Annotated in this window: 22 protein-coding genes and 1 pseudogene; 2 read left to right on the forward strand and 21 right to left on the reverse strand. The window is 27.5% G+C overall.

The genetic code is table 11. From position 1 onward, the window contains the following. Window positions 1-11: 11 nt before the first annotated feature. The 5 genes from Fi14EGH31_RS11755 to Fi14EGH31_RS11775 form a co-directional block, all read right to left on the reverse strand. A complete protein-coding gene (locus Fi14EGH31_RS11755) occupies window positions 12-1,160 on the reverse strand; it encodes a hypothetical protein (protein WP_117346433.1) in 1,149 nt (382 codons plus the stop codon). A gap of 85 nt (window positions 1,161-1,245) precedes the next feature. Then, window positions 1,246-1,734, reverse strand: coding sequence for a GNAT family N-acetyltransferase (locus tag Fi14EGH31_RS11760; protein WP_022001394.1), 489 nt, complete (start codon window positions 1,732-1,734; stop codon window positions 1,246-1,248). Between the two features lie 9 nt (window positions 1,735-1,743). Further along, window positions 1,744-2,442: a DUF554 domain-containing protein gene (locus tag Fi14EGH31_RS11765; RefSeq protein WP_200764835.1), complete on the reverse strand. Its 699-nt coding sequence runs from the start codon at window positions 2,440-2,442 to the stop codon at window positions 1,744-1,746. 91 nt (window positions 2,443-2,533) lie between these two features. Continuing rightward, window positions 2,534-2,929, reverse strand: coding sequence for a hypothetical protein (locus Fi14EGH31_RS11770; RefSeq protein WP_022001392.1), 396 nt, complete (start codon window positions 2,927-2,929; stop codon window positions 2,534-2,536). A gap of 260 nt (window positions 2,930-3,189) precedes the next feature. Next, window positions 3,190-4,301 (reverse strand): IS3 family transposase gene (locus Fi14EGH31_RS11775; RefSeq protein ID WP_107030509.1). Its coding sequence is split into 2 segments (ribosomal slippage): window positions 3,190-4,055 and window positions 4,055-4,301, totalling 1,113 coding nucleotides; the frame shifts between segments, so codons are not numbered across the junction. A gap of 85 nt (window positions 4,302-4,386) precedes the next feature. On the opposite strand from Fi14EGH31_RS11775, the gene Fi14EGH31_RS11780 reads away from it, so the two are divergent. Continuing rightward, the gene (locus Fi14EGH31_RS11780) at window positions 4,387-5,499 is read left to right on the forward strand and encodes a transposase (protein WP_200764836.1); all 1,113 of its coding nucleotides are present in this window, start codon (window positions 4,387-4,389) and stop codon (window positions 5,497-5,499) included. A gap of 417 nt (window positions 5,500-5,916) precedes the next feature. Here Fi14EGH31_RS11780 and Fi14EGH31_RS11785 read toward each other — a convergent pair whose 3' ends face one another. Both Fi14EGH31_RS11785 and Fi14EGH31_RS11790 read right to left on the reverse strand, forming a co-directional pair. Next, a complete protein-coding gene (locus Fi14EGH31_RS11785; RefSeq protein WP_022002108.1) occupies window positions 5,917-6,795 on the reverse strand; it encodes a hypothetical protein in 879 nt (292 codons plus the stop codon). Window positions 6,796-6,816: 21 nt separating this feature from the next. Further along, the gene (locus Fi14EGH31_RS11790) at window positions 6,817-10,803 is read right to left on the reverse strand and encodes an NPCBM/NEW2 domain-containing protein (protein ID WP_234697786.1); all 3,987 of its coding nucleotides are present in this window, start codon (window positions 10,801-10,803) and stop codon (window positions 6,817-6,819) included. Between the two features lie 492 nt (window positions 10,804-11,295). Between Fi14EGH31_RS11790 and Fi14EGH31_RS11795 the strand changes: the two genes are divergently transcribed. Beyond that, window positions 11,296-11,934 (forward strand): hypothetical protein, encoded by a 639-nt coding sequence (locus Fi14EGH31_RS11795; protein ID WP_107030150.1) that lies wholly within the window; start codon window positions 11,296-11,298, stop codon window positions 11,932-11,934. Window positions 11,935-12,134: 200 nt separating this feature from the next. Here Fi14EGH31_RS11795 and Fi14EGH31_RS11800 read toward each other — a convergent pair whose 3' ends face one another. The 14 genes and pseudogenes from Fi14EGH31_RS11800 to Fi14EGH31_RS11865 form a co-directional block, all read right to left on the reverse strand. After that, the gene (locus tag Fi14EGH31_RS11800) at window positions 12,135-12,917 is read right to left on the reverse strand and encodes a DUF7507 domain-containing protein (RefSeq protein ID WP_195946360.1); all 783 of its coding nucleotides are present in this window, start codon (window positions 12,915-12,917) and stop codon (window positions 12,135-12,137) included. A gap of 54 nt (window positions 12,918-12,971) precedes the next feature. After that, window positions 12,972-13,274: pseudogene (locus Fi14EGH31_RS15785) on the reverse strand (DUF7507 domain-containing protein); the annotation flags it as partial. Window positions 13,275-13,323: 49 nt separating this feature from the next. Next, window positions 13,324-15,681, reverse strand: coding sequence for a DUF7507 domain-containing protein (locus tag Fi14EGH31_RS11810; protein WP_200764837.1), 2,358 nt, complete (start codon window positions 15,679-15,681; stop codon window positions 13,324-13,326). Next, a complete protein-coding gene (locus Fi14EGH31_RS11815; RefSeq protein ID WP_158546531.1) occupies window positions 15,656-15,958 on the reverse strand; it encodes a hypothetical protein in 303 nt (100 codons plus the stop codon). The genes Fi14EGH31_RS11810 and Fi14EGH31_RS11815 overlap by 26 nt, the downstream gene beginning before the upstream one ends. A gap of 342 nt (window positions 15,959-16,300) precedes the next feature. Then, on the reverse strand, window positions 16,301-16,864 hold the full coding sequence (locus tag Fi14EGH31_RS11820; protein ID WP_200765393.1) for an IS30 family transposase: 564 nt from the start codon (window positions 16,862-16,864) through the stop codon (window positions 16,301-16,303). Next, window positions 16,753-17,556, reverse strand: a complete 804-nt coding sequence (locus Fi14EGH31_RS11825; protein WP_117829373.1) for a hypothetical protein — start codon at window positions 17,554-17,556, stop codon at window positions 16,753-16,755. Before Fi14EGH31_RS11825 ends, Fi14EGH31_RS11820 begins: the two co-directional genes overlap by 112 nt. A 186-nt stretch (window positions 17,557-17,742) precedes the next feature. Next, window positions 17,743-17,994: a hypothetical protein gene (locus tag Fi14EGH31_RS11830; RefSeq protein WP_022001897.1), complete on the reverse strand. Its 252-nt coding sequence runs from the start codon at window positions 17,992-17,994 to the stop codon at window positions 17,743-17,745. Further along, on the reverse strand, window positions 17,991-18,623 hold the full coding sequence (locus Fi14EGH31_RS11835; protein ID WP_200764838.1) for a flavin reductase: 633 nt from the start codon (window positions 18,621-18,623) through the stop codon (window positions 17,991-17,993). Before Fi14EGH31_RS11835 ends, Fi14EGH31_RS11830 begins: the two co-directional genes overlap by 4 nt. Before the next feature lie 22 nt (window positions 18,624-18,645). After that, complete coding sequence (locus Fi14EGH31_RS11840; RefSeq protein ID WP_022001899.1) at window positions 18,646-20,127, reverse strand: EAL domain-containing protein; 1,482 nt, start codon at window positions 20,125-20,127, stop codon at window positions 18,646-18,648. 1,393 nt (window positions 20,128-21,520) lie between these two features. Next, a complete protein-coding gene (locus tag Fi14EGH31_RS11845; RefSeq protein ID WP_200764839.1) occupies window positions 21,521-22,843 on the reverse strand; it encodes a sensor histidine kinase in 1,323 nt (440 codons plus the stop codon). Between the two features lie 4 nt (window positions 22,844-22,847). Further along, window positions 22,848-23,501, reverse strand: a complete 654-nt coding sequence (locus Fi14EGH31_RS11850; protein WP_107030145.1) for a response regulator transcription factor — start codon at window positions 23,499-23,501, stop codon at window positions 22,848-22,850. 97 nt (window positions 23,502-23,598) lie between these two features. Next, window positions 23,599-24,975: an ABC transporter permease gene (locus Fi14EGH31_RS11855; RefSeq protein ID WP_200764840.1), complete on the reverse strand. Its 1,377-nt coding sequence runs from the start codon at window positions 24,973-24,975 to the stop codon at window positions 23,599-23,601. Next, a complete protein-coding gene (locus Fi14EGH31_RS11860) occupies window positions 24,975-25,631 on the reverse strand; it encodes an ABC transporter ATP-binding protein (RefSeq protein WP_200764841.1) in 657 nt (218 codons plus the stop codon). Before Fi14EGH31_RS11860 ends, Fi14EGH31_RS11855 begins: the two co-directional genes overlap by 1 nt. Before the next feature lie 9 nt (window positions 25,632-25,640). Next, window positions 25,641-26,918 (reverse strand): ABC transporter permease, encoded by a 1,278-nt coding sequence (locus Fi14EGH31_RS11865; protein WP_200764842.1) that lies wholly within the window; start codon window positions 26,916-26,918, stop codon window positions 25,641-25,643. Between the last annotated feature and the right edge of the window lie 23 nt (window positions 26,919-26,941).

Genomic DNA, 26,941 nt, shown 5'->3' on the forward strand with positions numbered 1-26,941 from the left:
GTATTCCCTATTTAAAAACCAAATATTTTTAATCTTAGTTTTTGATTCATCATCAATGATAAAGTTAATTTAACTGTTTCTCTTCCTAATTTTGCTTCTTGACAATCCTTCATAACTATTTCTAATAATTTCATTAAAATAAAATATTCTTTTGAATAATGAATCTTTAATTCACTAACAAATGATTCAAAAGGATAAAGTTGATAGTCTTTTTCCATTAATAAAATTATTCTTTCTACTTCTAAAAGAGATTGATTAAATGATAGTTTTTCTTTTAAATCATCATATACTTCTTTCAAATTATTGAAATATTTCATTAACCCCGCTGGTATTTTTTCTATTTTATCTTTATAAACTAAAACATCTGTAATATTTAAATCTAAATAATCTTCACTTTCAGTAAAAGGTATATAGGCTATTTGTTCTTTTAAATAATTACGATCAACTTCTTTAGAGATAGTAGCCCATTCTTCATCAAAATCTTTTTGATAAAAATCACACAATAATAATAAAGGTAATACAATTGATTTTAATTCGATGATTTCTTTTAATAATTGGAAAACAATTTCCTTATGTTCTACTTCTATTTTTTCTAACTGTTGACTAAAAATCAATACTAAAAAGTGTTTTAATAAAGCATATTGATCGTCTTGACATTCCTTTTGATATTGTTTAATTAATTCTTCTATTATTTTTAAAGAATGTTCCATCTCTTGATTTTTATCTTCTAATAATCGAAATGTTTCCTCTTTGCCAAATAAATAAAAATAGACCTCTATCGCTGATAAAAAATCATAATGTTCTTCTAAATAGCACTTATCCCAATTACCTTTATGTAAATACCAAAGGTCTGTTTTATATGCGGAATAATGTTGATCCAAGACCGTATTTAACCAACCTACAGTTTTCATTTGATCAACAATTATCCCATTTTCTACTTTTTTTAAAACAGCTAAAGCATATGTAATTTTATGATAAATACAACTCTTTTCTATTTCACAATTTTCAAAATAACTATAATCAAAATCTTGATAATCTTTAACATCCTTTAAAACAATTATTTCTTGATTTTCAAAAAGAACATTTTCTTTTTTCATGATTCCTGCATAATGCAATATATGTTTATATTTTTCACTATATTCTCTATATATTTGATCCATATTCATTCCCCTTTATTCTATATTCTTATTCTATTCCTAAATAACCTTTTCGTCATTGGACAAATAGTACAAAAAAAGAGAAATATTATATTTCTCCACGACAATCAATTACCATATCATTCCATTTAGCATTTCCATGAGTAGATGCTGAAACTTTTACAAATTTAAAACCACAACTTTCATAAAAAGGAATAAGATGATCTTTACATGTCAAAATAAATCCGTCTACATCATTTTTTCTTTTCTCTACATATTCCTTTACCATTTCTCTAGCATAACCATGTCCTCTATATTCAGGTAAAATGCAGACTGAAAAAATCATTTGATATTTTCCATTTTCTTGATGTAAAAAAGCATTTTCGTACATACTATCTGGTAGATTACATTCATTATTTCTTAGACCACCAATATAACCGATTGCTTGATGATCAATATAAAAAATTTCAAATCCTTCATGATAAACTGTTAATCTTTCTTTTAATGATTGGTAACTTGCTGCCTCTTGTATAGGAAAACAGGTTGTTTCTATATGATAAAGTAATTCTAAATCTTGTATCGTTACTTGTTTTAACATGATTTTCTCCTAAATCATGGCATAAAGACCAACAAAAGGCATGACTAAAATAAGTGCAGGAACAAGATTCATCGCTCTTACATCTAATATTTTAGAAACAGTTAACCCTGTAATCATTGTAATGACACCACCACAAGCCTTAAAATCAGCAATCATTGTTGCACTTACAAATGGTAAGATTGCTTTTGCTAGCAAGAAACATGCAAGTAAAATAAGTAATTGTGGAACACATATTAAACTTTGTGCATAACCTAAAGCAGCTCCAAATAAAACAGCTGTAAAAAAATCTAAAACCGATTTAGAAATTAAAACAGATGCATCACCTGACATTCCTTCTGTAAGAGCTCCAAATAATCCCATTCCAGACATTGAAAACATCAAAACAACTAATAAATAAAGATGCATATATTCTTCTTGATTATCTTCTATACTAAAAGGCAACCTATCAAGCAAATAGGTAAAAATATGATGAACATAATCATATAAATGACAAAGTTCTCCAATAACAAAACCTAAAATAATAGCCATAATAACCATAGGCAATGTTTTTACATTTAAAATAGAAATAATCCCAATCGTAACTGAACAAATCCCAAATACTTTTGGAAGTTCTTCAATAAGATGTTTTGGTAATATTTTTTTAATAAATCCTCCGATAAATGTACCAATAAAGACAGCACATACATTTGTTAGAACGCCAACTGGCATAAAATCACCACCTTCTGTCCTATTATAACAAAACATAAATGAGTTGCACATAGAAAATTATGTACACCAACATATAAAAAAATTGTTAGATCTATATAAGATTTAACAACATGTAAAACAATTCTTTAATTTTATAAGTATTTAATATACCCCATATAATCAAATAAAAGGAAATACAAATGATCGTAAAACCTACTAATCTACCAATTTGAAAATAATACCAAAAACCAAAAACAATACATGCTATTAATAATATTATAAATCCACATTTCTTTTTGTACTTCTTTATATAATCATTTACTATTGGTAAATGATAGATATTTATTAATAAAGCAAAAATGACTAACCCATTAAACATACAATTTATAAAATTATCCGTTCTAATAATAGAAGTAGACAATATCAAACAACATAGAACAATCATTGTAATCTTAAATAAACTATTATTTAAGATTACATCAATCTTCACTTTTACATGATTTTTCATATAACACTTTCCTTTTTATTTTGATAGTGTCAAAAATCTATATTAAATAGCGTAAATACACTACCTTCCAATTTATCTACATAAACAATAAAATGATTACTAAGATATACTTTTAAGCGTCAACCAAAATCTAACGAAAGGATATTTCATCATGCAAAGTATAACACATTTAATTGATTCTATTGAATCTTTTTCTAAACAAAATTTTAAATTCTCTCAATATTTTCAACCTTTGAACCTCTTAAACAGGATCCCTGACTCTATTTCTGATCATTTGAACGATATTCAATAGGTGTCTTATATTCTAGTGAACCATGAATTCTAATATTGTTATACCAATTTACATAATCAAACAATTCTCTTTCTAATTCTTCAAAATCATTAAATATTCTATTAAATGCAAATTCTGTTTTTATTATCTTATAGGTTGCTTCTGCTACTGCATGATCATATGGACATCCTTTAGCGCTAAGTGACCTATCTATTTTAAAAGTATCTAGTACTTCATCTATAATATTATTTTTAAATTCATTTCCTCTGTCTGTATGAAATATTTCAATTTTATTTAAATCATATTTTATTGTAGTTATTGCTTTTCTAACCAAATCAGCATCCTTATGTTTTCCTGCTGCATAGCCTACAATTTCCCTGTTATATAGATCTAACATTAAACATATGTAGTTCCATTTTCCTGCAACATTGACATAAGTTAAATCACTTACAATTACTTTCATTCTTTCTTCTTGATTGAAATTTCGTTTTAACTTGTTATCTATTTTATCGTTATTGCATGTCTGTTTATGCACTTTATATTGTTTGACTGTGTACGTATTTTCCTTCATGATACGTCTAATTCGTCGCTTACTGGCTATAATACCTTTTTTCTTTAATTCAACTTTGATTTTTCTAAATCCATAGTTATTACGACTATTTTTAAATATTTCTTTAATATGTTGTGTTAGTTTTTCTTCTTCTGCGTTATATTTTTTTGCAGGTTTATTTTTAGCGTAATATAAAGATGATCTTGAAATATTGAGTAATTTACACATCGCGCTGATTGGATATTTATACGAATTGGATAAAATAACATTTATTTTCGTCCCATAATCAGCGCTGCTTGCTTTAAAATATCATTTTCCTTTTTTAATCGTTGATTTTCTTTACGAAGCTTGATTAATTCATTTTCTTCAGGAGTTCTGTTATCTTCTGCTTTAAATGAACCTGAATTATTGTATTTATTGATCCATGATGATAAAGCTGATGGTGTTAACTCATACTCTCTTACAAGTTCAGCCCTTGGTTTTCCACTATTATACAATTCAACAATTTTCTTTTTAAATTCATCAGTGTAATTTCTTCTTTCTCTTGCCATTTTGGTTACCTCATTTCATTTTTATTTATTATAAACAGTTCTCTTTAGAATTGTACAATAAAGTGTAACCTATCCACCTGTAAAGATGATTACTTATGTTAAAAGATATAAATGCATTGACTGTAATGCTTCTTTTTCTGATGTAAATCCTATTGCTTATGGTGATTGGTCTTTTACTAGAACAGCTATCTTTTCTATTCTAAACAGGTTAAAACCTTATAATGCTACTTATGCTTCCATTGCTAGAATGTTTGGTGTTTCTTCTACTAGAATCATGGAAATATTTGATACTTTTGTCAGAATTAAAAGACATAGCCTTCCTAGAGTTCTATTGATTGATGAATTTCATTTCTCTAGAAACTCCAAATATAAAATCCTTATGAACTTTGAAAACAATTTGATTATTGATATCGTTGAATCCAGAACACATGATATCATGTCTAACTATCTATTTAAGATTGATTTGGAAGAAAGAAAAAAGGTCGAATACATATGCACTGATATGAGCTTTATATTAAAGATATATTTTCCAAATTCGACCTTGCTTGTTGACCATTTTCACGTTACCAGACTAATAAATGATCAACTCAATCATACTCGAAAAAGAATTATGTGTAAATATGCTAAAAATAAAAAATCCAGAGAATACAGATTATTGAAACATCGTTACAAGATACTGTTAAAATCCAAAAATAGCATAGACAATGAAACGTTCAAATATGATAAGATAATGGAATGTCATGTAACTGAAAACATGATACTTGAAACTTTATTAAGCTTTGATGATGAACTTAGACAGACCTATAATGCCAAAGAAGGATATTTGATATTCGATCAAGTTTCAAAAGAAGAAGTCAATAATTCTAATAAAAGAAAGGAACTCAATGCAGTAATTAAAAGATTCAGACATACACAAGTGGAAGAAAGTATAAGTGTTGCGGTGACGCTTGAACATTGGAAAGAAGAAATACTCAACTCTTTTACATGGATAAATGACAGACGTATATCTAATGGACCATGTGAAGGTAAAAACAATTATGTAAAGAAGATCTTATCCAATGCAAATGGTATGTCCAATTTTCAACGTGCAAGAAACAGAATCATATATTCTCAAAACAAATATGAAACTTACACAATGAATGAACATACAGACAGAATAAAACGTATAGGAAATCCTAGAGGAGCCTACAAAAAATAAAATAAAAATAGAAAATAAATAAAAGGAGGAAAACCAGGACCAGACATCATCCTAATTTTCCTCTTAAAAAAGCACTGAATATTTTAGAGGGAATACTGATTCCACATCAATATCCCCCCTAATAATATAGAGCGAATTTCGCTAAAGCACTCGATTATTTAGAGCGCCACAAATTGAAGAGAGGCTCAATCGTACATATAAGCAGAATTATTATGGAACTAACGGCTATGACAAAATAGAAGGTGCCAACAGTTACATTCCGTATTTGCTCTCTTTTTCATAAATTTTATTTTAGTATTTTAGGTTAGCCACCTAGAGAACCCCTAACTTTCAACAGAGTTTTCTTAATCTCCCTTAAAGTGGTTCCCTAAATAATTTAGCTTTTCCTCTAAATTATTTGGCTACCCTTTCTTTTATCTATTTTTTCTTTCTTAGATATAGTAGTAACAATGAAATCAAAAGTGCAACGACTATCAAGATTTTTGGATAGATTAGTTCTTTTTTTTCAACTATCGGTTTTCCATTAATATTTTTTTTATTTTCTTTTTCCTTTTTTTGTTTACTGTCATCTTGTAAAACGCTTCTTTCATCTTCATTTGAAGAAGTTTTATCTTCGGAAGATGTTGTTTTATTAGTATCAGTATCTTTTTTAGTCTCCTCTTTACTTAAACTATCATTTGAACTAACCTTATTTTGTTTACTTGTGTTTTTCCCATCACTATTTTTATGAGAATCATTTGGTTTATTGGTTGTATTTGATTTATTCGTATCATTTTTTGAACCATTGTCTTTAGATGTATTTGAACTATTAGAACCGTTACCCGTATTGGAATTGTTTTCTTTCTTATCTGTTGTAAAAACAGTTTGTACATCATCTAAATTAATCTTTTGATTTTTTGAAGTAGATCCTGTTAATTTTGTTACCTTTACCGTTGTATCCCCTGTAACATTTTTCTTAACTTTAAATGTAAAGCATACTGCATCAACCGATTCATTAATGGTTTTAGAATTGATCAATAAAATAAATTTTCCATTCTTTTCATTATACTCTGGTGTTTTTAATTTTTTTGATACCTGTTTTACTTTAACAAGTTCTAATTTATTTTGATCATAATCAATTTTACCAGAGAAAGCATCTAACCCATTTTCTACTTTGGGAAGATTCAGTGTTACTTCTACTGAATCTTCTTTTTCATTTAAATTCAAATGAGGTTTATCCAATGCGTAAATCATTGAAAAATGAGAAGATAGTATTAATACAAAAGTTGTTATAACTGAGATAATTTTTCTTTTCATCTTTTTCTCCTTCTTTTACCACTAATTAAGTGTTTTCTTGTTCATTATTGAAAGATCGACAATATCAATTTCACCATCATCATTCATATCCGATGCCATTGATTCTATTTCATTTTGAATCAAAGTACGATCTAACAAGTGATTAATTAAAAGAGTTAGATCTAATTCATTATGATAACTATCACCATTAATATCTCCAGTTACAACTAATGTATAACTTCTATCATTATCAAGAACAAGAATTGTTCCTGTTGAAATTATATCAACTTCTTGACCATTTTTAATAAGTTTGAATTGTTTCGCATTTGTATTTAATTTTGATTTTAATTCTTCTAATGAAGTATTTGCATCAATATTTTTAATTACATCATCTTTAACAACATAATCGTCTGATTTAACATATAAATCATCATCCACCTCAGTATCTTTAGCCGTAATCCATGTTACTTTTGCGGTAACATAACCAATATTACCTGCTTCATCTTGAATCATAAAAGTAAATTCGCCATTTTTTGTAAAAGTATGACTACCATTTTCATCACCATTAAGCACTTTTACATTTTCTTTTGAAAAATCTTTTAAAGTTGCTTTCACCGCAAATTCTGTTTTTTCTGTAATATCATATTCTACTGTAGCAGTTGGAACTTCTTTATCGATCCATGAAACTTTGGCTTTGATTGTTTTTTCTTTATTATTTAAATCTTTATAAGTGAATGTATGTTCACCATTTTTATCAAATGTATATGTACTTTCACCAACAGCTTTAAATCCTGAAGGAAGTTGTAAAGTCGCTACAACATCTTTATTAGTAAGTGAAGTTACTGAATATTCGATACTTGGATCTTTATATATTTTTGTTGTATCTTCATAATAATTGAATCTTCTTCCACTTACATATTTATTTGGTCCTTCGTGGTTTCCATAAGTTTCCGTTGCTTCGATTTTCACAAATTTTGCTGGAAGAGATTCATCTAAAACAAGTTCTTTTCTGGCGGTGTTATTTGCCATATTTGTTTTTTCTCCCGCTAAGGTCCATTCTTTACCATCTAAACTTACATAAACCTTTGCTGATTTGATTCGCCCATTGACACCATCGGCAGGATCATAGGTAATTTGTGATAAATATTTTACTTCATTAAAGCTTACGACATAGGTTTTATCTTTAGCAACTTGTCCCCACGTTGTATGCCATGTTGTAAATGGACTGGCATCGATCATATTTTTTGCAGCATATCCACTTTGAGAACTTCCAGAAGATACGTAAGAAATATCTTTAACGTAAACATATTTTTTCTCTTTATCGTTATTTTCAGTAAAGTTATATTCTGTACTATCTCCACTTAAATACACCCCATGTGCTCTGTATCGAGCAAGCACTGTTTGATTTCCTGTAATTCTCGTATCACGATCAAAAGCCTTCCATGTTTTTCCATTGTCTGTACTATATTCTAAAACTTCTGTTTTTCCAACAAAGGAATCTTCATCATCATTCATCGCAAGTGTTTTTGAAGAAATATTTTCACCTTTTAAAATATCAATCGTAAACACTTGATTTGATCCTGATATTTTAACTTGGATATCATTATCAGCAGTAATACTTTCGATTTGTTTTTTAGATAAAACTATTTTATGTTCTAATGAGGTTTCCCAAGTATTTCCCCCATCCAGACTATATTGGACTTGGAAATCATAATCATCATATTTTGAATTCATAACGATCTTACCCGCATTTTCTCCATCAAAAGAGAATGAAGCTAAATCGACTTTGTCACTGCCTAGGAGTTCACGGGCAATTTCTCTACATGCTCCTGATTGTAACACTTCATCATCTGTCGCATTTAAAGCTTTATTCAAAGCTTCTGTTTTTAACATATCAACTTCTAGTGCATCTTCTCTATTCAAATAAGGATTAATCACTCTTAATAAATCTGTCATAGCCATTGGATAGTATGTATATGTTGAAATCACTCTTTTAGCGAATTCTAGCCAATTTGCACTTGTTACTTTATCACCTTTTTGTTTATAAAGATTAAGTATTGCTTCAAAACTATCTAAATTGATATCTAAAACTTCTAGTGCTTTATTATAAACTTCTTCTTTTTGTGTTCCACTTTCATAAGAATTAGCAATTAAGTTATAATAAAGCGATTTTTGATAAGCTTCATAGTTATTTAAAGCAGCTTGTCCTAATAATTGATATCCACCGTTATTTCCTACATCCGATTTCACTCCATTACCTAGATCAACCTTTAATCCCATATGTGGTCGTGTAAATGATTTATTATTCCAATTTAATAATAAACGTGTTCCATTTCCACCATACCATTTTGACGAACTTTGTCCCCAACCAAAAATATTGTTTCCAATACTCCAGATACCTTTACCATCACTATTTTGTGAATAAGTAAAATAAGATTCATGAGCTGGTTGATAGATACCTACTGTTGGTATTCCATAAACACGATTTAAGTTTTGTCCTAATCTTGAAATATTCCAACAAATACCTCCAGCTTCCATAACCATCCATGTTCTTGATGTCTTTGTTCCATCACTATTTAATCCATAAGGAATGTTATATTTACTTAATTGATACTTCGTATCATATGTTTCTTTATTGTTTGCATCATAAAGTTTATCTTGAGCATAGTTTGGTGAAACATAATGCATATAATTATAAGGGTTTAGAGCTTTATTGAGATCCGTTCCATGACGTGATTGCGAGTAATGTCTTAACCAATCGATTTCATCATTACTAATAGAATCATTCATTACCATTCGAATAAGTTCCATGTTGTATGTACTAAATTCATCTTTTCTAGCAAACAGACCTGAATCGTATAAGTTTTTTATAATTTCATATCTTTTTAAAGCATCATAAGAATTCGGTTGCATATTGAAACTCAACGGTGAACCGTTTCTATCTGTACTATAAGCAATTGCTAAGGCAATCATCATCTTTTTATAAACATCACCTTGTGTTTGATCATTAAGATCATCTTTGTGCTTACTATATAATTCTTTTAATAGACTAACACATTTTAAAGAATCTCCTACATTTCCAGTTTCAATAAATAGTTGTAAGTTTTCTTGGTCATTAAAAATCCATTTAATAGCTTCTTTAGCTTCACCAGTATCATCATCTTTGATACTGTTTTGTAAATTCCAATAACCCATGCGATTAACAAATTCTCTTTTTAATACTGTATCGAAATGATTATTATAGTTTTCTTCTACTGTATTTTTAGAAAGAATTTCATCATAGTAAGATACCTTTTTAATATCATCAAAAAGTTCTGATGAAAGATCATAGTTTTCTTTTACAATTCGCGAATCTGCATAAACAGCATGATCTACTGCATTTGAGCCATTTTTATCTGCATATAATCTTAAATATTTATAATCTTTAATATTTAAATCTACATCTAAGGCATTGTCTTTTGAAGTTACTGGATTTGATTTATAAAGTTCATCCCAATTTGTTCCATCCTTTGAAGCAGAAATTCTAAACCAAACTTCTCCTAGACCATTTTTAGAAGCATCGACTCCCATTTTAGAAACAAATCGGGTATATGTACCTGAAAAACCAGAAACATCATAGGTAAGTTGTGAAGAAGCATGCGCTCCCATACCTTTACTGAAATAGACCCTTGTTCCATCAACAAGTAAACTGATTTGCCCATTTTCAATATTCTTGTCTTTTTTGATTTCTCCCCATCCTGCATAAGACCAATTATTTTCTGTAATATAATCTAAATCAGAAAGATATTTATAGTCTTCACTTTGGTGAGCAGCCATAACAACAATATTTTCTTCATCTTTTGAAGAATCCTGAGCACTGTTATCTTCATCTTTACCAGTGTTTTCATCCATCACTAAGCTTTCATTCGTCGTTTCTTGAGTTTCTTGTCCACCATTTTCTATTGCATAGGAAGAAACGGGACATACTATTTGAAACAACACAAACAAAACTAAAATACTACTTATTGCTTTCTTTGATTTTTTTCTCATACATTCATCTCCTTTACCGAAAGCAAATAAACTTATAAACTTGAGTTTATCTCTCCCATAAATCTAAAAAAATACTCTTTGTCGATTTCATTGTCTGTTGCTTTACATAAAGGCTTCATTAACATTAATATAAAAAGGTAAAGATCATCTCAAACCCAACTTTTCTCTAATTCAACTAAATTCTTTTCGACTTAGATATTTTTTCTACTTAGGTGAGTTCTCTATATTTTTAATAGTCCTTCTTTATTCAACAATTATTTATCATTTATTCAATTAACAAGACAATGATTTGTTATTGTTTCACTTTCTATACACACCCCTCCTCATTATCTCCTATCTATCAAAATAGCATATCTTTATGATTTTAACAACAACATTTATATTTCTGTTAAGATTCAGCAATTATGTCACCGTAAAATCCCGCAAAAATGTCACCATTATTTTCTTTCTATAATTTATCCTCTATCATGTTATATGAAGGAGGTTTTTTTATTGGACAAAAAAGAAGCTATTGATTTATTGTCTAAAAAATTAAATGATGATCATAATTTATCTTATGACAAATTAGCTATTATTACTGGCCATTCTAAGCGTCAGCTTATTCGTCCTTTAAAAGAAAAAGGTATAGATTCTACATTGAACCACAGTGATAAAGGTTTGGCAGCCAACAATCGTGCATCCGACAATGAAATTGATTACATTGTCAATTTTAAAAAACCATACCCTAATATCACTATAGCACAATTTAGAGATATTTATCTTGTAGATGTGATTTTCAATCCATCTAAAGAAGCTGATGGCCTACAATATAACCTTAAAGTAAGAATCATTTCATTCTTTCAACGTCTTTACAAACAATTCAATTGGTCATCTCCTTCACACATCACTTCACAGTGGTGCACTAGATTAAGCTTCTCGAATAGCACTAGTGCACATGAGGTAGGACTTTCACCTACAGGATTTCTATATTCCTTGACACATTTCAAGTTTATAGCTAACTATCTTGAGCAACCATTTGTAAATAGAAAATATCATGCCCCTATAAACATGGCATATAAGCAACTGCCTGTCGCACAAAATGATGATGTTGATACATCATCAGACTTAGATATTTCCGAAATTGATTTCTAATGTATAAAGAAACGTGGGGCAAATTTGCCCCACATCATTTGTTAGGTTTTATTTCAAGCCATGATATTTGAAACTGCTTTTCAAAATCTTGTGGTTTTAATATATGTAGTAAAAACAGACCTCTTCTGTTTCATGAGATCTGTTTCTACTAAGTTTTATCTATTGAATGATTTCTATTGTAGTAATCAATTCAATAAATATTATTTTTCTTCTTTTCTTCTTATTTTAGAAGTTAAATAAATAATAATTCCACCACATGTTATTGCTAAAGTAGCCCATAGAATTAATTGAGTATCATCACCTGTTGTAGGTTTTGTAACAACTTCAGTTTTTTCAACTTTAATTGTTGATTCACCATTAACACTGACATCTTTTCCATTAGATCCTAATCCTTCTACTTTAACAGTATTTTTTACATATCCTCTATCTTCATCTGCTTTTTTTATTACATATTTAGTAGTGAATATTTTTTCTTCTCCTGGCTTTAAGTTATCAATAGTCCATTTATCTCCTGTTAATTCATCAATAACTTTGATTCCCGAAACAGTAACATTACCATTGTTGATAACTTTAATTTCATAAGTTACAGTATTACCTACTTTATATGTACCTTCTTTAGCTTTTTTTTCAACTAAAACACTTGAAATTGCAGCTTCTACATTTTCTTCTTGTTTACCAGGAACGACTTCTGGAGTAATTTTATCTAAGATATCATCACTTGTTGCGGTTGCTGTATTAACAACTGAACCTGCTAGAACATCTTTTTCAGTTACTTTATAAGATGTTTTGAATACTTTACTAGTTTCTCCAGGAGTTAATTCTTTAATAGTCCATTTATCTCCTGTTAATTTATCACTAACATTAACATTGTATAAAGTAACATTTCCGTCATTTGTTACAGTGATTTCATATTTAATTTCTTCACCATATTTATAAGATTTACCGTCTTTTGGATTGCTTACTGTTTTCTTATTAACAATCATATGAGCATTAATTTCTTCTGGAGTAATTGTTGATGAACCAGTTTCTTCTATATCATTCCCTTTTGGATCTTGACCTTTAGCACTAGCAACATTTACAATTTCACCATCTAATATGTTATCTTCAGTAATAACATACTTAGCAGTTAATTCTTTTTCTTCTCCTGGTTTTAAAGTATCAATTGTCCAAGTATCACCAGTTAAATCATCTCTAACATTGATGTCGTTGATTGATACATTACCGTTGTTAATAACTTTAATGTTATAAACAACTGTTTCACCTAATTTGTAAGAACCTTCTTGAGCTTCTTTAATAACTACAAAACTTGGTTTAGAAGTTTCAACAGCTTCTTCCCTTATTCCAGGATCAACTTTTGTTTCTAAGTTGTCCTTATCAGGACTTTCTCCTTTAGCTGTTGCTTTGTTTTTTTACAGTACCTGCTAAAACATCTTTCTCAGTTACAGTATAAGATGTTCTAAAAGTTTCGCTTGTTTGCCCAGGCGCTAATTCCTTTACAGTCCATTTATCTCCTGTTAATTCATCATTTACTTCTATATTTTTAACAGTTAGATTACCGCTATTTGTAACTGAAATTTCATATTCAATTTTTTCACCTAGAGCGTACACATTCCCGTCTTTTGGTGTACTTACAGTACGTTTATTTACTGTTAATTTAGAATTTTTAGTTTCAATAGCTACCTTATCAGTATTTTCAAATTTCTTACCATTTTCAAAAGAAACACTTACTTTATTTGTATATACAGTACCTTTTAGTATGTCTGCTTCAGTAACTGTATGTTGAGCTGTAGTGGTTACAGTTTTTCCAGGTTCGACATTTTCAAACCTTGTATTACCAGTAATAGTAACCCCTTCTTGCTCTTCAATAATCATATTTTTATTTTGACCATAAATATTAGTAGCTTCAATAGTAAATTCAACGACTTCTCCCAACCTATAAGTTTTAGAATTGTCATGTGATTTTTTAATAACTTTGTTAGAATCAATTGGTTTGTTTTTAGTTCCATCAGTAACCTTTAAAATTCCAGGAACCAACTCAATTGTATAGTTTTCTTTTTTAGCATTACCTTTAGGAGTTACTGCTGTAATTGTGTTGCTCGATTCACCAACAAATGTTTGCTCACCAGTAACTCTAATATCAAATTCTTCTCCTTTAACAAATCCACCGTCAGATACAGAATATCCAGAATCACTAATTGGGTTCCCATCATATTCTTTTTCTGCGCTGTTTGCTGTTAATTTAACTTTTTTAGGGGTAATTTTATATGAAAGTGGCTTTTCACCTTGATATATACCTTTACCTTTGATAGATACTGTTACATCACCTACATTTGTTAAATCTTGACTATAAACAACATCATAATCAACACCTTCAACTAAATCTTTTCCTGTAACATTATCTTTAATAGTTGGAGTCCACTTTTGTTCTTGACCATTATAAACTTTGTCAACTGGTTGATTACATGTAAAACGGTCATCTAATGATATATCAATTTTTGATTCATGAACTGCTTGAATTTCAATATCTTCTTCAACTACAATTTGAGAAATTTGATTTTCTTCAATAGCGTTTCCTGCTTTAATAACAGTACCATCTCTTAATTTTACGTCTTTATTTACAACATAATTTTTAAAATTGTACCCTTCATTTGGAGTATCTTTAACTCCTTCTGGGCTACCATTGATATCAACAATTTCTTCATTTTTACTTAATGTTCCATGCCCATCTGTTGTATAAGTAACTTTAGGCTTAGCGTTAATAAAATTTAAATTAGGAATTTCTTCATATTCGCTCCATGTATTTCCATTATCTAATGAATAACTCCAAATTTTGATATGATTAATTCCATTGATTGCATATTTAGATTTAAATTTCACATGGTAGCCATTTTCTGGTGTAGTTTTAAAACCATTGCCGTAAACTTCTTTGACATCAATTTCAAATTCATCCTTATCTGTTGGCATAGGAATTTGAACATTATCGGTAGCACTACCTTCGCCATTTAAAGTTAAATTAACATTAGCAGTATTGTCACCTGTAATACTGAATTGAACATTTTTTGAATCTTTATTTTTATCAAAATTTATACTTCTTTTATTGATTTTAATAGCTTGCTGATTTACAATAGTTGGCTTGCTCATCGCGTATGTTAAACAACCAGAACAGTTTACATCAATAATATTAGTAGCTTTTATAAGCAAATCAACCGATCCAATTTTTCCTCCAAAATTTACAGTTCTAACAAAATAAGTAGTATATTGATTTAAATTTTGAGCGTATTCAGGTTTCCATTGGTTTGTATTGTAACTTGGGCTACCATAACCTCCTTTAAACATATCGAAATTATGTTTACTTGATTCAATGATTCCCTTATTCATTTGCTTAGTAACACGACCTTGAACTAACTTTAAAGTAGTGATATCCGTATTAGTTCCATTTTTCTTAATTCTAATTGTTCCATTACTATTGTTCGGTGTGAAAACTGCTCTGTCCCCATTAGTATCCTTAACCTCTAAATACATCTTCCAATCTGCATCATTGAACTGTAATGTTCGTCTGCTAAACGTTCCATCTTTTGTTTTGACATCAACTACAATATTGTTAATATTTGTTTGGGGTGATAGTGCCCACTCATTTTTTAATACTTGATCATAGCTAACATTTGCATCTCCCCAATCATAAGCACACCATAAATCTGATAACAACAATATTGCTCCATATTTATTTAATTGTGCATTTTTTTTCATTACTCGTCGTAAATTTATTAGTATTAATAAAATGCGGCGAAGTACGAATGCGTGAAGCATCTGATGTTGTGTCATTAACGTGAAAATTAGGTGATTTATTGACATCAATTGTATCATAGTTATATTTCGTTTCAAAACTTTCAATATTACTAGTTTCACCAAGTGCACTAGTTTTATTAGTATTAGCCGAAATAGTTGTAATCAATCCTAACACTAAAACACAACAAATAACAAGTTTTAAGATTTTCTTCATTGTATATTTTTCCTCCCTTTCCATATTCTAAGCTAAGTCAGACCAGTAGAGACTACTATATATTTGTAAAACAAATATAATTTATTTTATTTTTAGACTAAACTGCCCTGCTTAATATTTATATATATATTAATACTTAATATATATATAAATATTAACACTTAGTATATATATGTTTTTCTCATTTTTTTAGTAAATTATTGCAAATTTTTGGGAATTTATTTTAAAACTATGTTGTCATTGTCGTTTTAGCGTATTTTCCTTTTAAAATAGGTTTTCTATACTTGCCACATTTTAAATCGACTAATCTTTTTTTTATAAAAACCCGAATTGCAAGCAGAAACTGGAAATAAGAGAAAAAAGTAATTAATTTTTATAGAAAATCGTATTTTCAGTTACGTTAATTTTTGTTAATTCGTCAAGAAATAATTTTTCAGCAGGAAGATATCCAAGTATCTTCCTTTTCTTTTGATTTATTTTGTTGTTTATATCAATGCTTGCTTTTTTATCGATTGTATTAATATCTGTTCCCTTTTTAATAAAATACCTGACAAGAGCGTTGCAGTTTTCATTTGAAGCTCTATCACAAGAATGATAGGGTCTACCAAGATAAATTTTAGTTCTTTGTTCTTTTGTGTTGGGCTTTATTTCCATATCTTTCCATCTTGAAAACTCATTACCGTTATCAAAAGTAATGGATTTGAAAATATCTTTAAAGCTCTTCCCATAAAACTTGTGAAGCTTGTTGATTTGCATATATACCTTCTTTGATGATTTGGAAGAAATAGAAATCATATAATAAAATCGAGTTTTTCTTTCTAATAAAGTAAGATAAGCTCCATTTTGTCCATCTCTGGGACCAGTAACCAGATCACCTTCCCAATGACCAAATTCACCTCTTTCATTGATATAATCTGGTCTTTCTGCAATGGAAGTTCCTTTTTTCTTTTAGGAATATAGGTTTTCCAGTTTTTCTTTGTCTTCTTTCTAACCATACGAGGAAGATCGATAGGTTTTATAGATGTTCTCCCTTGATGTACATAGTTGTAAAAGGTTTTAGTAGAAATAGTTTCTAAATTAGCGATTTCATCAGATTGATGAAGAATCAAATAATTGATGGTTTCATCAATAGAAGAGAGCTTGTTAGATTTAATTTTGTTTTCAACGATAGAGATAAAATCTTTAGCTTTATCACCACAGTAAGGACAAATACCATCAAAGTTAAAAGAATCAGGGTCTCTTCTTTTTACAGGTGTGATAGTGCCATTACGATTGATATCTTCAAAAGAAAGCTGTTGAACAGAATCATTTTTAAAAAGAGGAGGTTCATCAACTTTTAAATCAGCATAAGGGATTTGGATATCTTTATTATTAGAAGATTTCAAATGAGACAGCTGTTTCTTGGTAATGGGATTGATATTGTTTTCAAAGAAGTCATTGAGCCAATCAATATGTTTGGAAGCTTCATCAAGATGATAAATGAAATCAACATTGTTTAAATGATCAGAAATAGAATCAGGAATCTTGTTCAAGATGTTTAAAGGTTGAAAATATTGAGAGAATTTAAAATTTTGTTTAGAAAAAGATTCAATAGAATTAATTAAATGTGTTATACTTTGCATGATGAAATATCCTTTCGTTAGATTTTGGTTGGCGCTTACAAAATAAGAGAACATGGTTCCCCATATTCTCCCTTTTTACTACTATTTTATCATATTTTTTAGCTAGAAAAAATTTACTCTTCACAGCTGTTTTTATATGATTTTTAACTTTCTAAGACCACATTCATCTCTCATTTAATACCCCTGCTATATTTTTAATACAGGAAATTGTAATTTTTCATTACATGATAAGTTAAAATCCATACTTTCTAAAAGTAACTTTGATTTATTTAATTCCATATAAACTCTTTTTCTTATTCTTCTTTTTTCAAAGAATATAAATCTTTTTGTAATTAGATCAAATTTAACAGATGAACAACTATCATGATCAATCACTTCAATATAATACTTGTGATTTACTACTTTTCCATTACTTTGATAATATACTACTAAATTCAATTTTCTATTTCCTCTTTAAATATAGGATCAAAGTCATCCTTTCCTCGGCCACATAAAGGACAAATAAAATTATTAGGCAGTATTTCACCAATATGTACATAACCACATCTTCGACATTTCCATCCTATAATATGTTGAGATGATGCTTTATTTTTTTCTTTTAATACCACATTTTTTTGATATTCATCATATGTAATAGGCTTACTATTATTGATATCATTGATATCAATAACTTGCGCAATAAAGAGTGTATGTGTTCCTAAATCAAATTTACTGATTACATTAGCGCTTATGACAGTGCTTACATTTTTTGTTACATAAGGAACATTATTTTTATCCATAACTGTTGAAATATTTTGAAACTTATCATTTTTTCTTCCTGAAAAAAGTTCAAACTTCTTTACCATTTCACTTGATACATCTTTATTTAAAATACTAATCGCAAATTTTTTGCATTTTTCTATCAATTCATTTGTATAACTATTTTTCATAACCGATATAGAAATACATGATGGATTTGTTGAAACCTCCATACAATTATTAATAATACAACCATTCTTTATACCGTTAAATTCTGTTGTTAATAAGAATAGTCCCCCTGTTATCCTTTTTAAAAAATCTAAATTCATATTTCCCCCTATATATCTTCTTTTAGTTATTTAAGAAATTTTCACTCATTCTTTTATGATTTTTTATAAAAGAATGCTTATCCATTGGTCTTGCAAATAAACAACCTTGCATATAATCAGCGCCTAAAGATTTAATTACATCTGTAATAGTATTTTTTAATATTTTTCGATAATAATCCGATTTTATAATATGTTTTGTAAATGAATGATCAATTTTTATATATTGTGGTTTTGCCGCTGTTAAACGATGTACATTTGAAAATCCAGATCCGTAATCATCTAATATAAGTGCTCTTTTCCCTTTTTCTAGCCCTATACAAAAATTATAATATTGATTTGAATTTAATTCCCCTGTTTCTGTTATTTCTATTCCTAATAAAGTTGTATCTATTTCTTTTATAATATCTATAATCATTTGAACACTATTATTTTGATTTACTTGCACAAATGACATATTCACATTCATTTTTAGACCTGGAATCAATTGTTGCAATTCTTTCCAACTTTCCATAGCTGTTTTTAAAACCCATCTTCCCACAGGAAGAATTAAGTGTGTTTGTTCAAGTAAAGAAATAAATTCTTTCGGTTGAATGTACTCATCTTTCATTTTTAATCTCAATAGTGCTTCTAAAGTTATTATTGATTTTGTATTTATATCAATAATCGGCTGATAATAAAGTTCGAAACCTTCAAAATCATGATTAATAGCCCAATAAATATGTTTTAATATTTCTTCTTTTCTTTTTAATCTTATATAGTGTTGCATATCAAATAGATAGAACTTATTTCCATTAAATCCCTCTGCACGATTTAAAGAAAAATTCAAACACTCTAACACTCTGTCATAAGAATAAAATTCTTTACTCAATTCAATAGCTCCTGCAGCTATTGAAAAATAGATTTTTTGTTTCTTATCATTTAATAACTGATTTATTGAATTGGTAATACATTGAAAAAGATTCTTTGCATCTTCTGCGTCTCCTTCTAAATCAATAATTAAAAAATTCCATGAATCCAATTCAATATATTTTTGTTTCTTTTTCAAAGAAGAAATAATACATTTTTTTATACTACTTTTTACAAAGTCACCATATTTATAGTAAGTCGTAAAATGAATTTCATCATACTGATCTACTTTCATCATCAAAGCAAATCCTGCATTATTTAATTTAAAAGAATCAAATAAGTTTTCAACACCAATATATTCTTTTATTTTTAACTTGTTTTTTTCATAAATAGTTCCCAAAACAATTTCTTTACGAATGATTTTGTTATATAAATTATCAATTATATTTCTATCCTTAAAATATATTTTTTCTTTTATACTTTTATAATCATCTAAAAAGACATGATCATCTTCGATATGTTTTTTATTTCTTTTTGTAGCACAAAAAGAATCCTTTTTTATATCATAAAAAAATAAATAATCATCTAAAACATTATTAAAACAAATTAATTTATTATTCATTTTTTTATCTACAAAATCTTTTACTGAATGAATCATAAATGCCTCCTTATTATATAAATGAAAAAAAGAATTATAAAATTTGATTCGGAATTGTTACGTTTTTCATTTGGGAGAATGAATTTTATTTTTAATCAAAAGTTATAATTCTTTAAACTACTTAGAATTAAGTTACCAATTTATAAAAGTACGTATTTATGTGTGCATAAAATATAATGATTAAGCATGTATAGAAATGATTTACAGTAAAATTATCTTTTTTTATGAGGTTTTAATATTTTTTCGGGAAGTTATTATTAAAATGAAAATACCTAATATCATATTCTCATAGATACACTCTATTATTTCTTTTATAAATTATTCATTCTACTTAAATTCTTTTTTTACAACTACTCAATATTAAATAAGAATTGTTATTTAAACACTTAATGTTTATTTGAGAATGCTACCTGTCTATAAATTTAAGAGTTAGAATCATTAAATGGATCATAATATCTATAATTGTGCAATGTACCAAAATTAATTTTTATCTAGACATCTTTAACAATAATCTTATTTTTAACTTTTAGAATATTAACTTATAAGTCTACCCTCTATCTAAGATTAACAAGCGATTTATAATATTAAGTTTTATAGAGTGGTAGCTTTTTAGATTGCTATTAAAATCTAAAAGCTTTCATTATTTTGTGTTGTATCACCTCCTATAAATATTTTAATGAATAAGGTTTATATGTAATAAAAATTTAAAGAAGTATTAAAAAACGAGTTTGTACCTATTCATTAATAATTAACTACTTTAGATAGCAAACTGAACCGATTTAGTTTAGCTTACCTAAGCTACAATAAATGCTTTACTATTTTGGACACATCTATTTATAACTTGATGGTATGATAGCATACAATTTTATGCGTTTTTTCCCATATTTTTTATTAATCTATTTAATTTTTTGAGAATATTAAAATAAACAGTCCCTTTCAAATTTTTAATATAGAAATTATTGCAAGAAGAATATATTAAATCCTTTTGACTTTATAAACATATTCAATATTTTGGTAAAGTGGACTTATTCAACGTATTGAATGGACTTTTCTAGCGTAACATTCAACTCAGCAAGTCTATGTTTTCAATTTATTAGTACAGAATAGCTTAGTAAACTTTTGTATAAGTGCTTTAGCTGATATCTAATAACCAAAACTTTTAGATGGTCAGGTTCATCATAATGATTGATCAGCCCCATCGGAATTTAATGAAAAATAGCAGTTGATCAAGTCTGTCGGAATACTTGATCAACCTAATCGGAATAAGTGATCAATTAGAGTGGAATAATCATTTATCAATTATTTTCTTTTCACTTTCAATAAGAAAAAAGTTTTTATTTCCACAATTAATAAGTCTCTATTTTTCAATAACTATTAAAAAATTATATCTTACTTAAGATAATATTTTAATTTTAAAGATAAAAAATTCTTCATCCTGCAATGCTTTATATTCTATATTGTAATTATTCAGAATATTACTTACAATATATAAACCTAATCCATTACTATTTTCCTTATTTAAATCAAATTTAACATCGAATATTTCATCCATATTCGAAATTTTATTGTTACCGTATGAATTTTCTATATATAACCAATCATTAACCATCCCAATATTAATTACCCCATTTACATCAGTATATTTTACCGCATTACTAATCAAATTAGATAAAATAATCTTTAAAGCTGTTTTTCCTATATAAACATTCTCATCTAATATATAATTATTGATAGTTATTTTCTTTTGATGTGCTAATATTTCATACTTTTTTAATACATCTTCTAATGTATCATTTATTTTCAAATATTCTTCATCATTATTCAAATTTTCTATAGAATGAACTGATAATATTTGAGAAATATTTTTTGTTAAACTATCAACGATTTCAATACATTCATTAATATAAATATCTCTTTCTTTATATTTTCCAATATTGTATTTCATGTTTTCCAGTATTATTTTAAGACTAGCAAGAGGAGTTTTAAGTTCATGGGATGCACCTTTAAAAAAGTCATATTTTAACTTTTCTAATTTTAAAATTTCTTTATTTTTAAATTCTAAATCGTCAATTGTTCTTAATAAAGTAGAATACAAATCATTAATTTGTTGTTTTAATTCTCCAACTTCATCATTAGAGCTAACTTCTAAACGTATTTTTTTATCAAGTTTCATCATTTTATCAGTAACAATTTGTATTTCTTGTACATTGTTTTTTATTAATTTTGCATAAATTAAAGAAATAATAGAAGAAAATAAAATTGATATTAACAAAGAATATGGTAAAAATTTAAGACTTAAATCTTTTGCATCTTTTTGCATATCAGCTGTAGAGACAAATTGTAGATATGTTTTTTTACCATCATTAAGCTTTATTTCTCTTTCTTCAATTATCAAAGAATTACTATTACTTTCTAAATTAGCATCTATATTATCTTTGATTTTTATTTCATTATTATTATTATTTCTTTCTTTTATAAATGCCTTTATTTCGCTACTTTTAGAATAAAGTTCCAAGGTTTGTTCTATATATTTTATTTCTTTTCCATTCATAATACTGGAAATTTCATTTGCTTTATTATAGACCTCTTCTTTTCTGGTCTCCAAATATGTTTTAGGAAAAATAAAGAAAACTAATAAATGAACTAATATAATTATTATTCCAAGAACAGAAAATATTTGTATGAACATTTTGGGAAATATCTTTAATTTTTTCATTTTCTCATTTTATCTCCAATTTATATCCCACATTCCTTATAGTGGTTATGCAGTCTAATTGCAATTTTTTTCTAAGTTCTTTTATGTATACGTCTATTACTCGATCGTAAGGAATTTCTTCGCTATCTTTCCATACATAATCAATAATTTGCATTCTAGTTAATACTTGTCCATTATTATCCAATAGACACTTTAATACATCTAGTTCTTTTGCATTTACATCTATTTCTTCATCATTTATTTTAGCTGTATAGCTATTAAAGTTAACCGATAAATCCTTATATTCAAACTTCTCTAAATGTCCATAATTCTTCTTAATCAAAGAATCTATTCTAACCTTTAAGACTGGCAATGAAAATGGCTTTTCTACATATCCATCTGCTAAATTAGTAAATGCATCAATTTTATATTCTTCATCACTAAATGCAGTCAAGATTAGAATTGGTAAATTGCTTTTCTTTCTAATTTCTTTCAACACTTCTAAACCATTTATAAAAGGTATCTGAATATCTAAGATAACCAAATTTATAGCGTTATTAAATTTTGACAAAGCTTCTATTCCATCTTTAGCTTGAATAACAGTATATCCAAATTCCAAAAGATATTCACTTATTCCCTCTCTGATCATATTATCATCTTCAACAATTAATATTTTCATAAATACCTCCACTTAAGCCTATACACTTATATTATACAGCATATTATTTGATATTTAAAAGTCAAAAAAATTTCGGTGCTAGAAAGCACCAAAATTTTTAATTATTGTCAATTAATAATTCTTTTGGATTCCTTCTTAATATATCGAATGAAGAAATAATCAATGATACAAGAAGTACTAAACTCATAAATATAACTACATAAATTATGAATTTAGGTAATACATTTATATCTAAACTTGATAATGTCTTATTAAATCCTTCAGCTTCTGCCCCACCACCTAATTGGCTAGATGCAGCTTGTCTAGCTATTTGTTTAGCTATATCACCAGTAACCTTATTCAATATATTATTCCCAAGCTTATCAGCTGTATATTGAGCTAAGAAATAAGAACCAACGAATGCGGGGATTGATATAAATATCATCTCAATTAGGAATTGACCAAAAATTTCTAATTTTGATATACCTAATGATAGTAATACTGCTATTTCTTTCTTTCTAGCATTCATCCATAAGAATAGTAATAATGAAACTACAACTCCTGCAAATATTAATGAACCTACAAATAATTTATTTGAAATTGAGTAGATACCTGATATAGATTGTTGTAATGCAGGGTAATTTGATGAACTTTTAATCAAATTATATTCTCTCCAATTTATATCTAATTTCCCAAGATCTTTTATCACACTATCAAGATTCTTATCACCTTTTACAAAGAATGTTGCATCTTGGTATACAGCTGTATCTTCTGTATTACCATAAACTTTAGCGGCCGTATCAATATCAGTGATTAATGTATTTTCGTATAGTTCCTGTGCTGCACTTACTCCACCACTATTATGCCCATCGAATAGACCTTTAATTTCTACTTCTACTGTTTCATCTGCACCTTTTTCATTATCAGCGTCAAATAAATTAGATTTTAATTTTATCTTATCTCCAACTTTAAGATTATTTTTTTTAGCTAAATCTTTATGCATTAATATTTTATTTTTATCTTCATTTTCTAAATGCTTTCCTTCTACTAATTTATATGCTTCTGATACAAATTTTGTTTCTTTTGATGAGTCATTAACCCCAGTTAACATAACTGTTCTTTTAAAATTCTTCGCTCTTTCAGGTGATTGATTCGCAAGAGTCTCTGAAGTTTCAATAATATCATAATCAACTAAATCTGCAACACTGTTTATTCTTTTTACATAGGAGTCTATACTATCTGTTTGAGATATCTTTTTAATATCTTCACCTTTTACATTTCCCCCACCTCTAGGTGTTCCTGGATTTACTTGTCTATTTATCTCCATAGAAAAACTATTTGTTATATTAGCCAATGTTTCTTTTGAAGCTCTGTCCGTAGCATCTTTAATAGATAAACTAATGAGACTTAAAGTAGACATAGATAAAATAACTAACATAATAATTAATGATTTTAAGCTTTTTCTAGTTACATAAGCAAATGCATTTTTTATCATTATTCAACCTCCAAATTCATTTTATTTACTTTTTTTAACTTTTTACCACTTAGTTCTAAAATAATATCCGCAGAATCTGCTACTTCCTTACTATGTGTTACAACTATTACACATTTATTTTTGTCTTTAGCCAACGTCTTTAATATATCAATTATTTCTCCAGCAGTAACACTGTCTAAATTACCAGTAGGTTCATCAGCTAGTATTATTGGCGCATTTGATACCAATGCTCTAGCAATAGCTACTCTTTGTTGCTGTCCACCAGATAATTTCAAAACATTTCTTTTTATTTGTTTTTTATCTAAACCTAGTTCAAACAAGATACTTTCATCTGCTGATTTATTTACTAATCTAATATTTTCAATCGGTGTTAAATAATCTATCAAATTGTAGTTTTGAAATACTAAAGATATATTATTTTTTCTATGATTGTTATATCCTTTCTTTTGTATATCTTCATTCTTAAACAATATTTTTCCTGTTTTAGGTTTATCAAGTCCAGCAAGTAAGGAAAGAAGTGTAGTTTTTCCTGTCCCTGACTTTCCTACTATCGCATAAAACTTCCCAAGTTCAAATTTTTGATCTACTCCTGACAAAACTTTTTCTTTAGAATTTACATAACTATATGCCACATTCTTTATTTCTAATATATCCATTATTTTCTCCTAACTTATTTTTGATAATATTTCTTTAGGCTTCTTGATTAATATTAATGAAGAAGCAAATACAACTGATAAAACAATAATACTTATTAATATTAAATAACTTTGTCCAAGTGCTACTATATTTAACATAAAACCACTATTATTTATTAAACTTCCACCGGAAATTATTGAATCCTCTGAGTTAATGAATCCATCTACAATTACTTTTAGTAATACATTTCCTAAAAATAAGGAAGATATTATACTTGGTATCGATATGAATATTAACTCGAATATAAATTGCATTATAATTTGTATCTTAGATGTTCCAATAGATAAAAATATACCTATTTCATAAATTCTTTCTCTTAACCATAGAACTAAGATTAATGAAAGAACAATCATTCCTCCTAACATAATAGAATAAGTCATTACTTTTATTATATGTTTTATTCCACTTACTGACTCTAAAGATTCCTCAAATACATTAGAATCTTTTTCAATGGAATACTTTGATTCATCAATTTTAAGCTCTTTCAATTTATTTAAGACTAAGTTTGTAGATTCTAAACTACCAGAATACATTAAAATTTTATTTGCAATTTTATTATTTTCTAAGTTATTTAATATCTCTTGGCTTGTTGAATAATCTACAAACACCATATTTTCACTAAAATCAGAAGATAATCCTGTATATGTTTCCTGTTTTTTACCAGAAAAGATACCTATAATTTTAAATTTATGACTTTTTATTTTTCCACTTTTTTCAATATCTAGTAATTCAAGATCAACTTCATCACCTAATTTTAGATTGTTTTGTTTAGCGAATTCTTCATGAACAATAATTGAGTTTTTATCATTTTTCTCTATATTTTTACCTTCTTTAATTGTAAATACTTCACTATTAAATAAAATGTTTCTTTTAGTATTATTTGTAGCTTCGAGTGAAACAACATTCTTAAATTTATCAGATAAATCTTCTCTATTTATTTTTTGCTCTCCACTAACTACTTTAGCACCTTTTAATTTTGCTAATCCATCATATTGAATTATTGTTTCTTCAATTTCTTTTAATTTTTCAATATCCTTAAATTGATTAACATTAAAATATTTACCATCTTTTTTTGTTATTGATATTGAAGAATTAGAACTTTCGTATAAAGTCTTTTCTATTTCATTGCTTGATTTCATTATTGTTAAACAAGAATACAAACAAGAAAGAACTATTGTTAAAATAACAAAAATAATAAATGTTCTATTTTTTTTTCTTGTAATGTATGCTATTGCGTTTTTTATCACTTTTCTAATAAGCTCCTCTCTAT

This window comes from Faecalibacillus intestinalis, from assembly GCF_015097455.1.
Lineage (GTDB): Bacteria > Bacillota_I > Bacilli_A > Erysipelotrichales > Coprobacillaceae > Faecalibacillus > Faecalibacillus intestinalis.

Coding starts and splice junctions, on each gene's coding strand:
- Fi14EGH31_RS11755 (WP_117346433.1), bottom strand. CDS start 1,160: ATGGATCAAATATATAGAGAATATAGTGAAAAATATAAACATATATTG.
- Fi14EGH31_RS11760 (WP_022001394.1), bottom strand. CDS start 1,734: ATGTTAAAACAAGTAACGATACAAGATTTAGAATTACTTTATCATATA.
- Fi14EGH31_RS11765 (WP_200764835.1), bottom strand. CDS start 2,442: ATGCCAGTTGGCGTTCTAACAAATGTATGTGCTGTCTTTATTGGTACA.
- Fi14EGH31_RS11770 (WP_022001392.1), bottom strand. CDS start 2,929: ATGAAAAATCATGTAAAAGTGAAGATTGATGTAATCTTAAATAATAGT.
- Fi14EGH31_RS11780 (WP_200764836.1), top strand. CDS start 4,387: ATGATTACTTATGTTAAAAGATATAAATGCATTGACTGTAATGCTTCT.
- Fi14EGH31_RS11785 (WP_022002108.1), bottom strand. CDS start 6,795: ATGAAAAGAAAAATTATCTCAGTTATAACAACTTTTGTATTAATACTA.
- Fi14EGH31_RS11790 (WP_234697786.1), bottom strand. CDS start 10,803: ATGAGAAAAAAATCAAAGAAAGCAATAAGTAGTATTTTAGTTTTGTTT.
- Fi14EGH31_RS11800 (WP_195946360.1), bottom strand. CDS start 12,917: ATGATTGTTAATAAGAAAACAGTAAGCAATCCAAAAGACGGTAAATCT.
- Fi14EGH31_RS11810 (WP_200764837.1), bottom strand. CDS start 15,681: ATGAAAAAAAATGCACAATTAAATAAATATGGAGCAATATTGTTGTTA.
- Fi14EGH31_RS11815 (WP_158546531.1), bottom strand. CDS start 15,958: ATGGAAAGGGAGGAAAAATATACAATGAAGAAAATCTTAAAACTTGTT.
- Fi14EGH31_RS11825 (WP_117829373.1), bottom strand. CDS start 17,556: ATGCAAAGTATAACACATTTAATTAATTCTATTGAATCTTTTTCTAAA.
- Fi14EGH31_RS11835 (WP_200764838.1), bottom strand. CDS start 18,623: ATGAATTTAGATTTTTTAAAAAGGATAACAGGGGGACTATTCTTATTA.
- Fi14EGH31_RS11840 (WP_022001899.1), bottom strand. CDS start 20,127: ATGATTCATTCAGTAAAAGATTTTGTAGATAAAAAAATGAATAATAAA.
- Fi14EGH31_RS11845 (WP_200764839.1), bottom strand. CDS start 22,843: ATGAAAAAATTAAAGATATTTCCCAAAATGTTCATACAAATATTTTCT.
- Fi14EGH31_RS11850 (WP_107030145.1), bottom strand. CDS start 23,501: ATGAAAATATTAATTGTTGAAGATGATAATATGATCAGAGAGGGAATA.
- Fi14EGH31_RS11855 (WP_200764840.1), bottom strand. CDS start 24,975: ATGATAAAAAATGCATTTGCTTATGTAACTAGAAAAAGCTTAAAATCA.
- Fi14EGH31_RS11860 (WP_200764841.1), bottom strand. CDS start 25,631: ATGGATATATTAGAAATAAAGAATGTGGCATATAGTTATGTAAATTCT.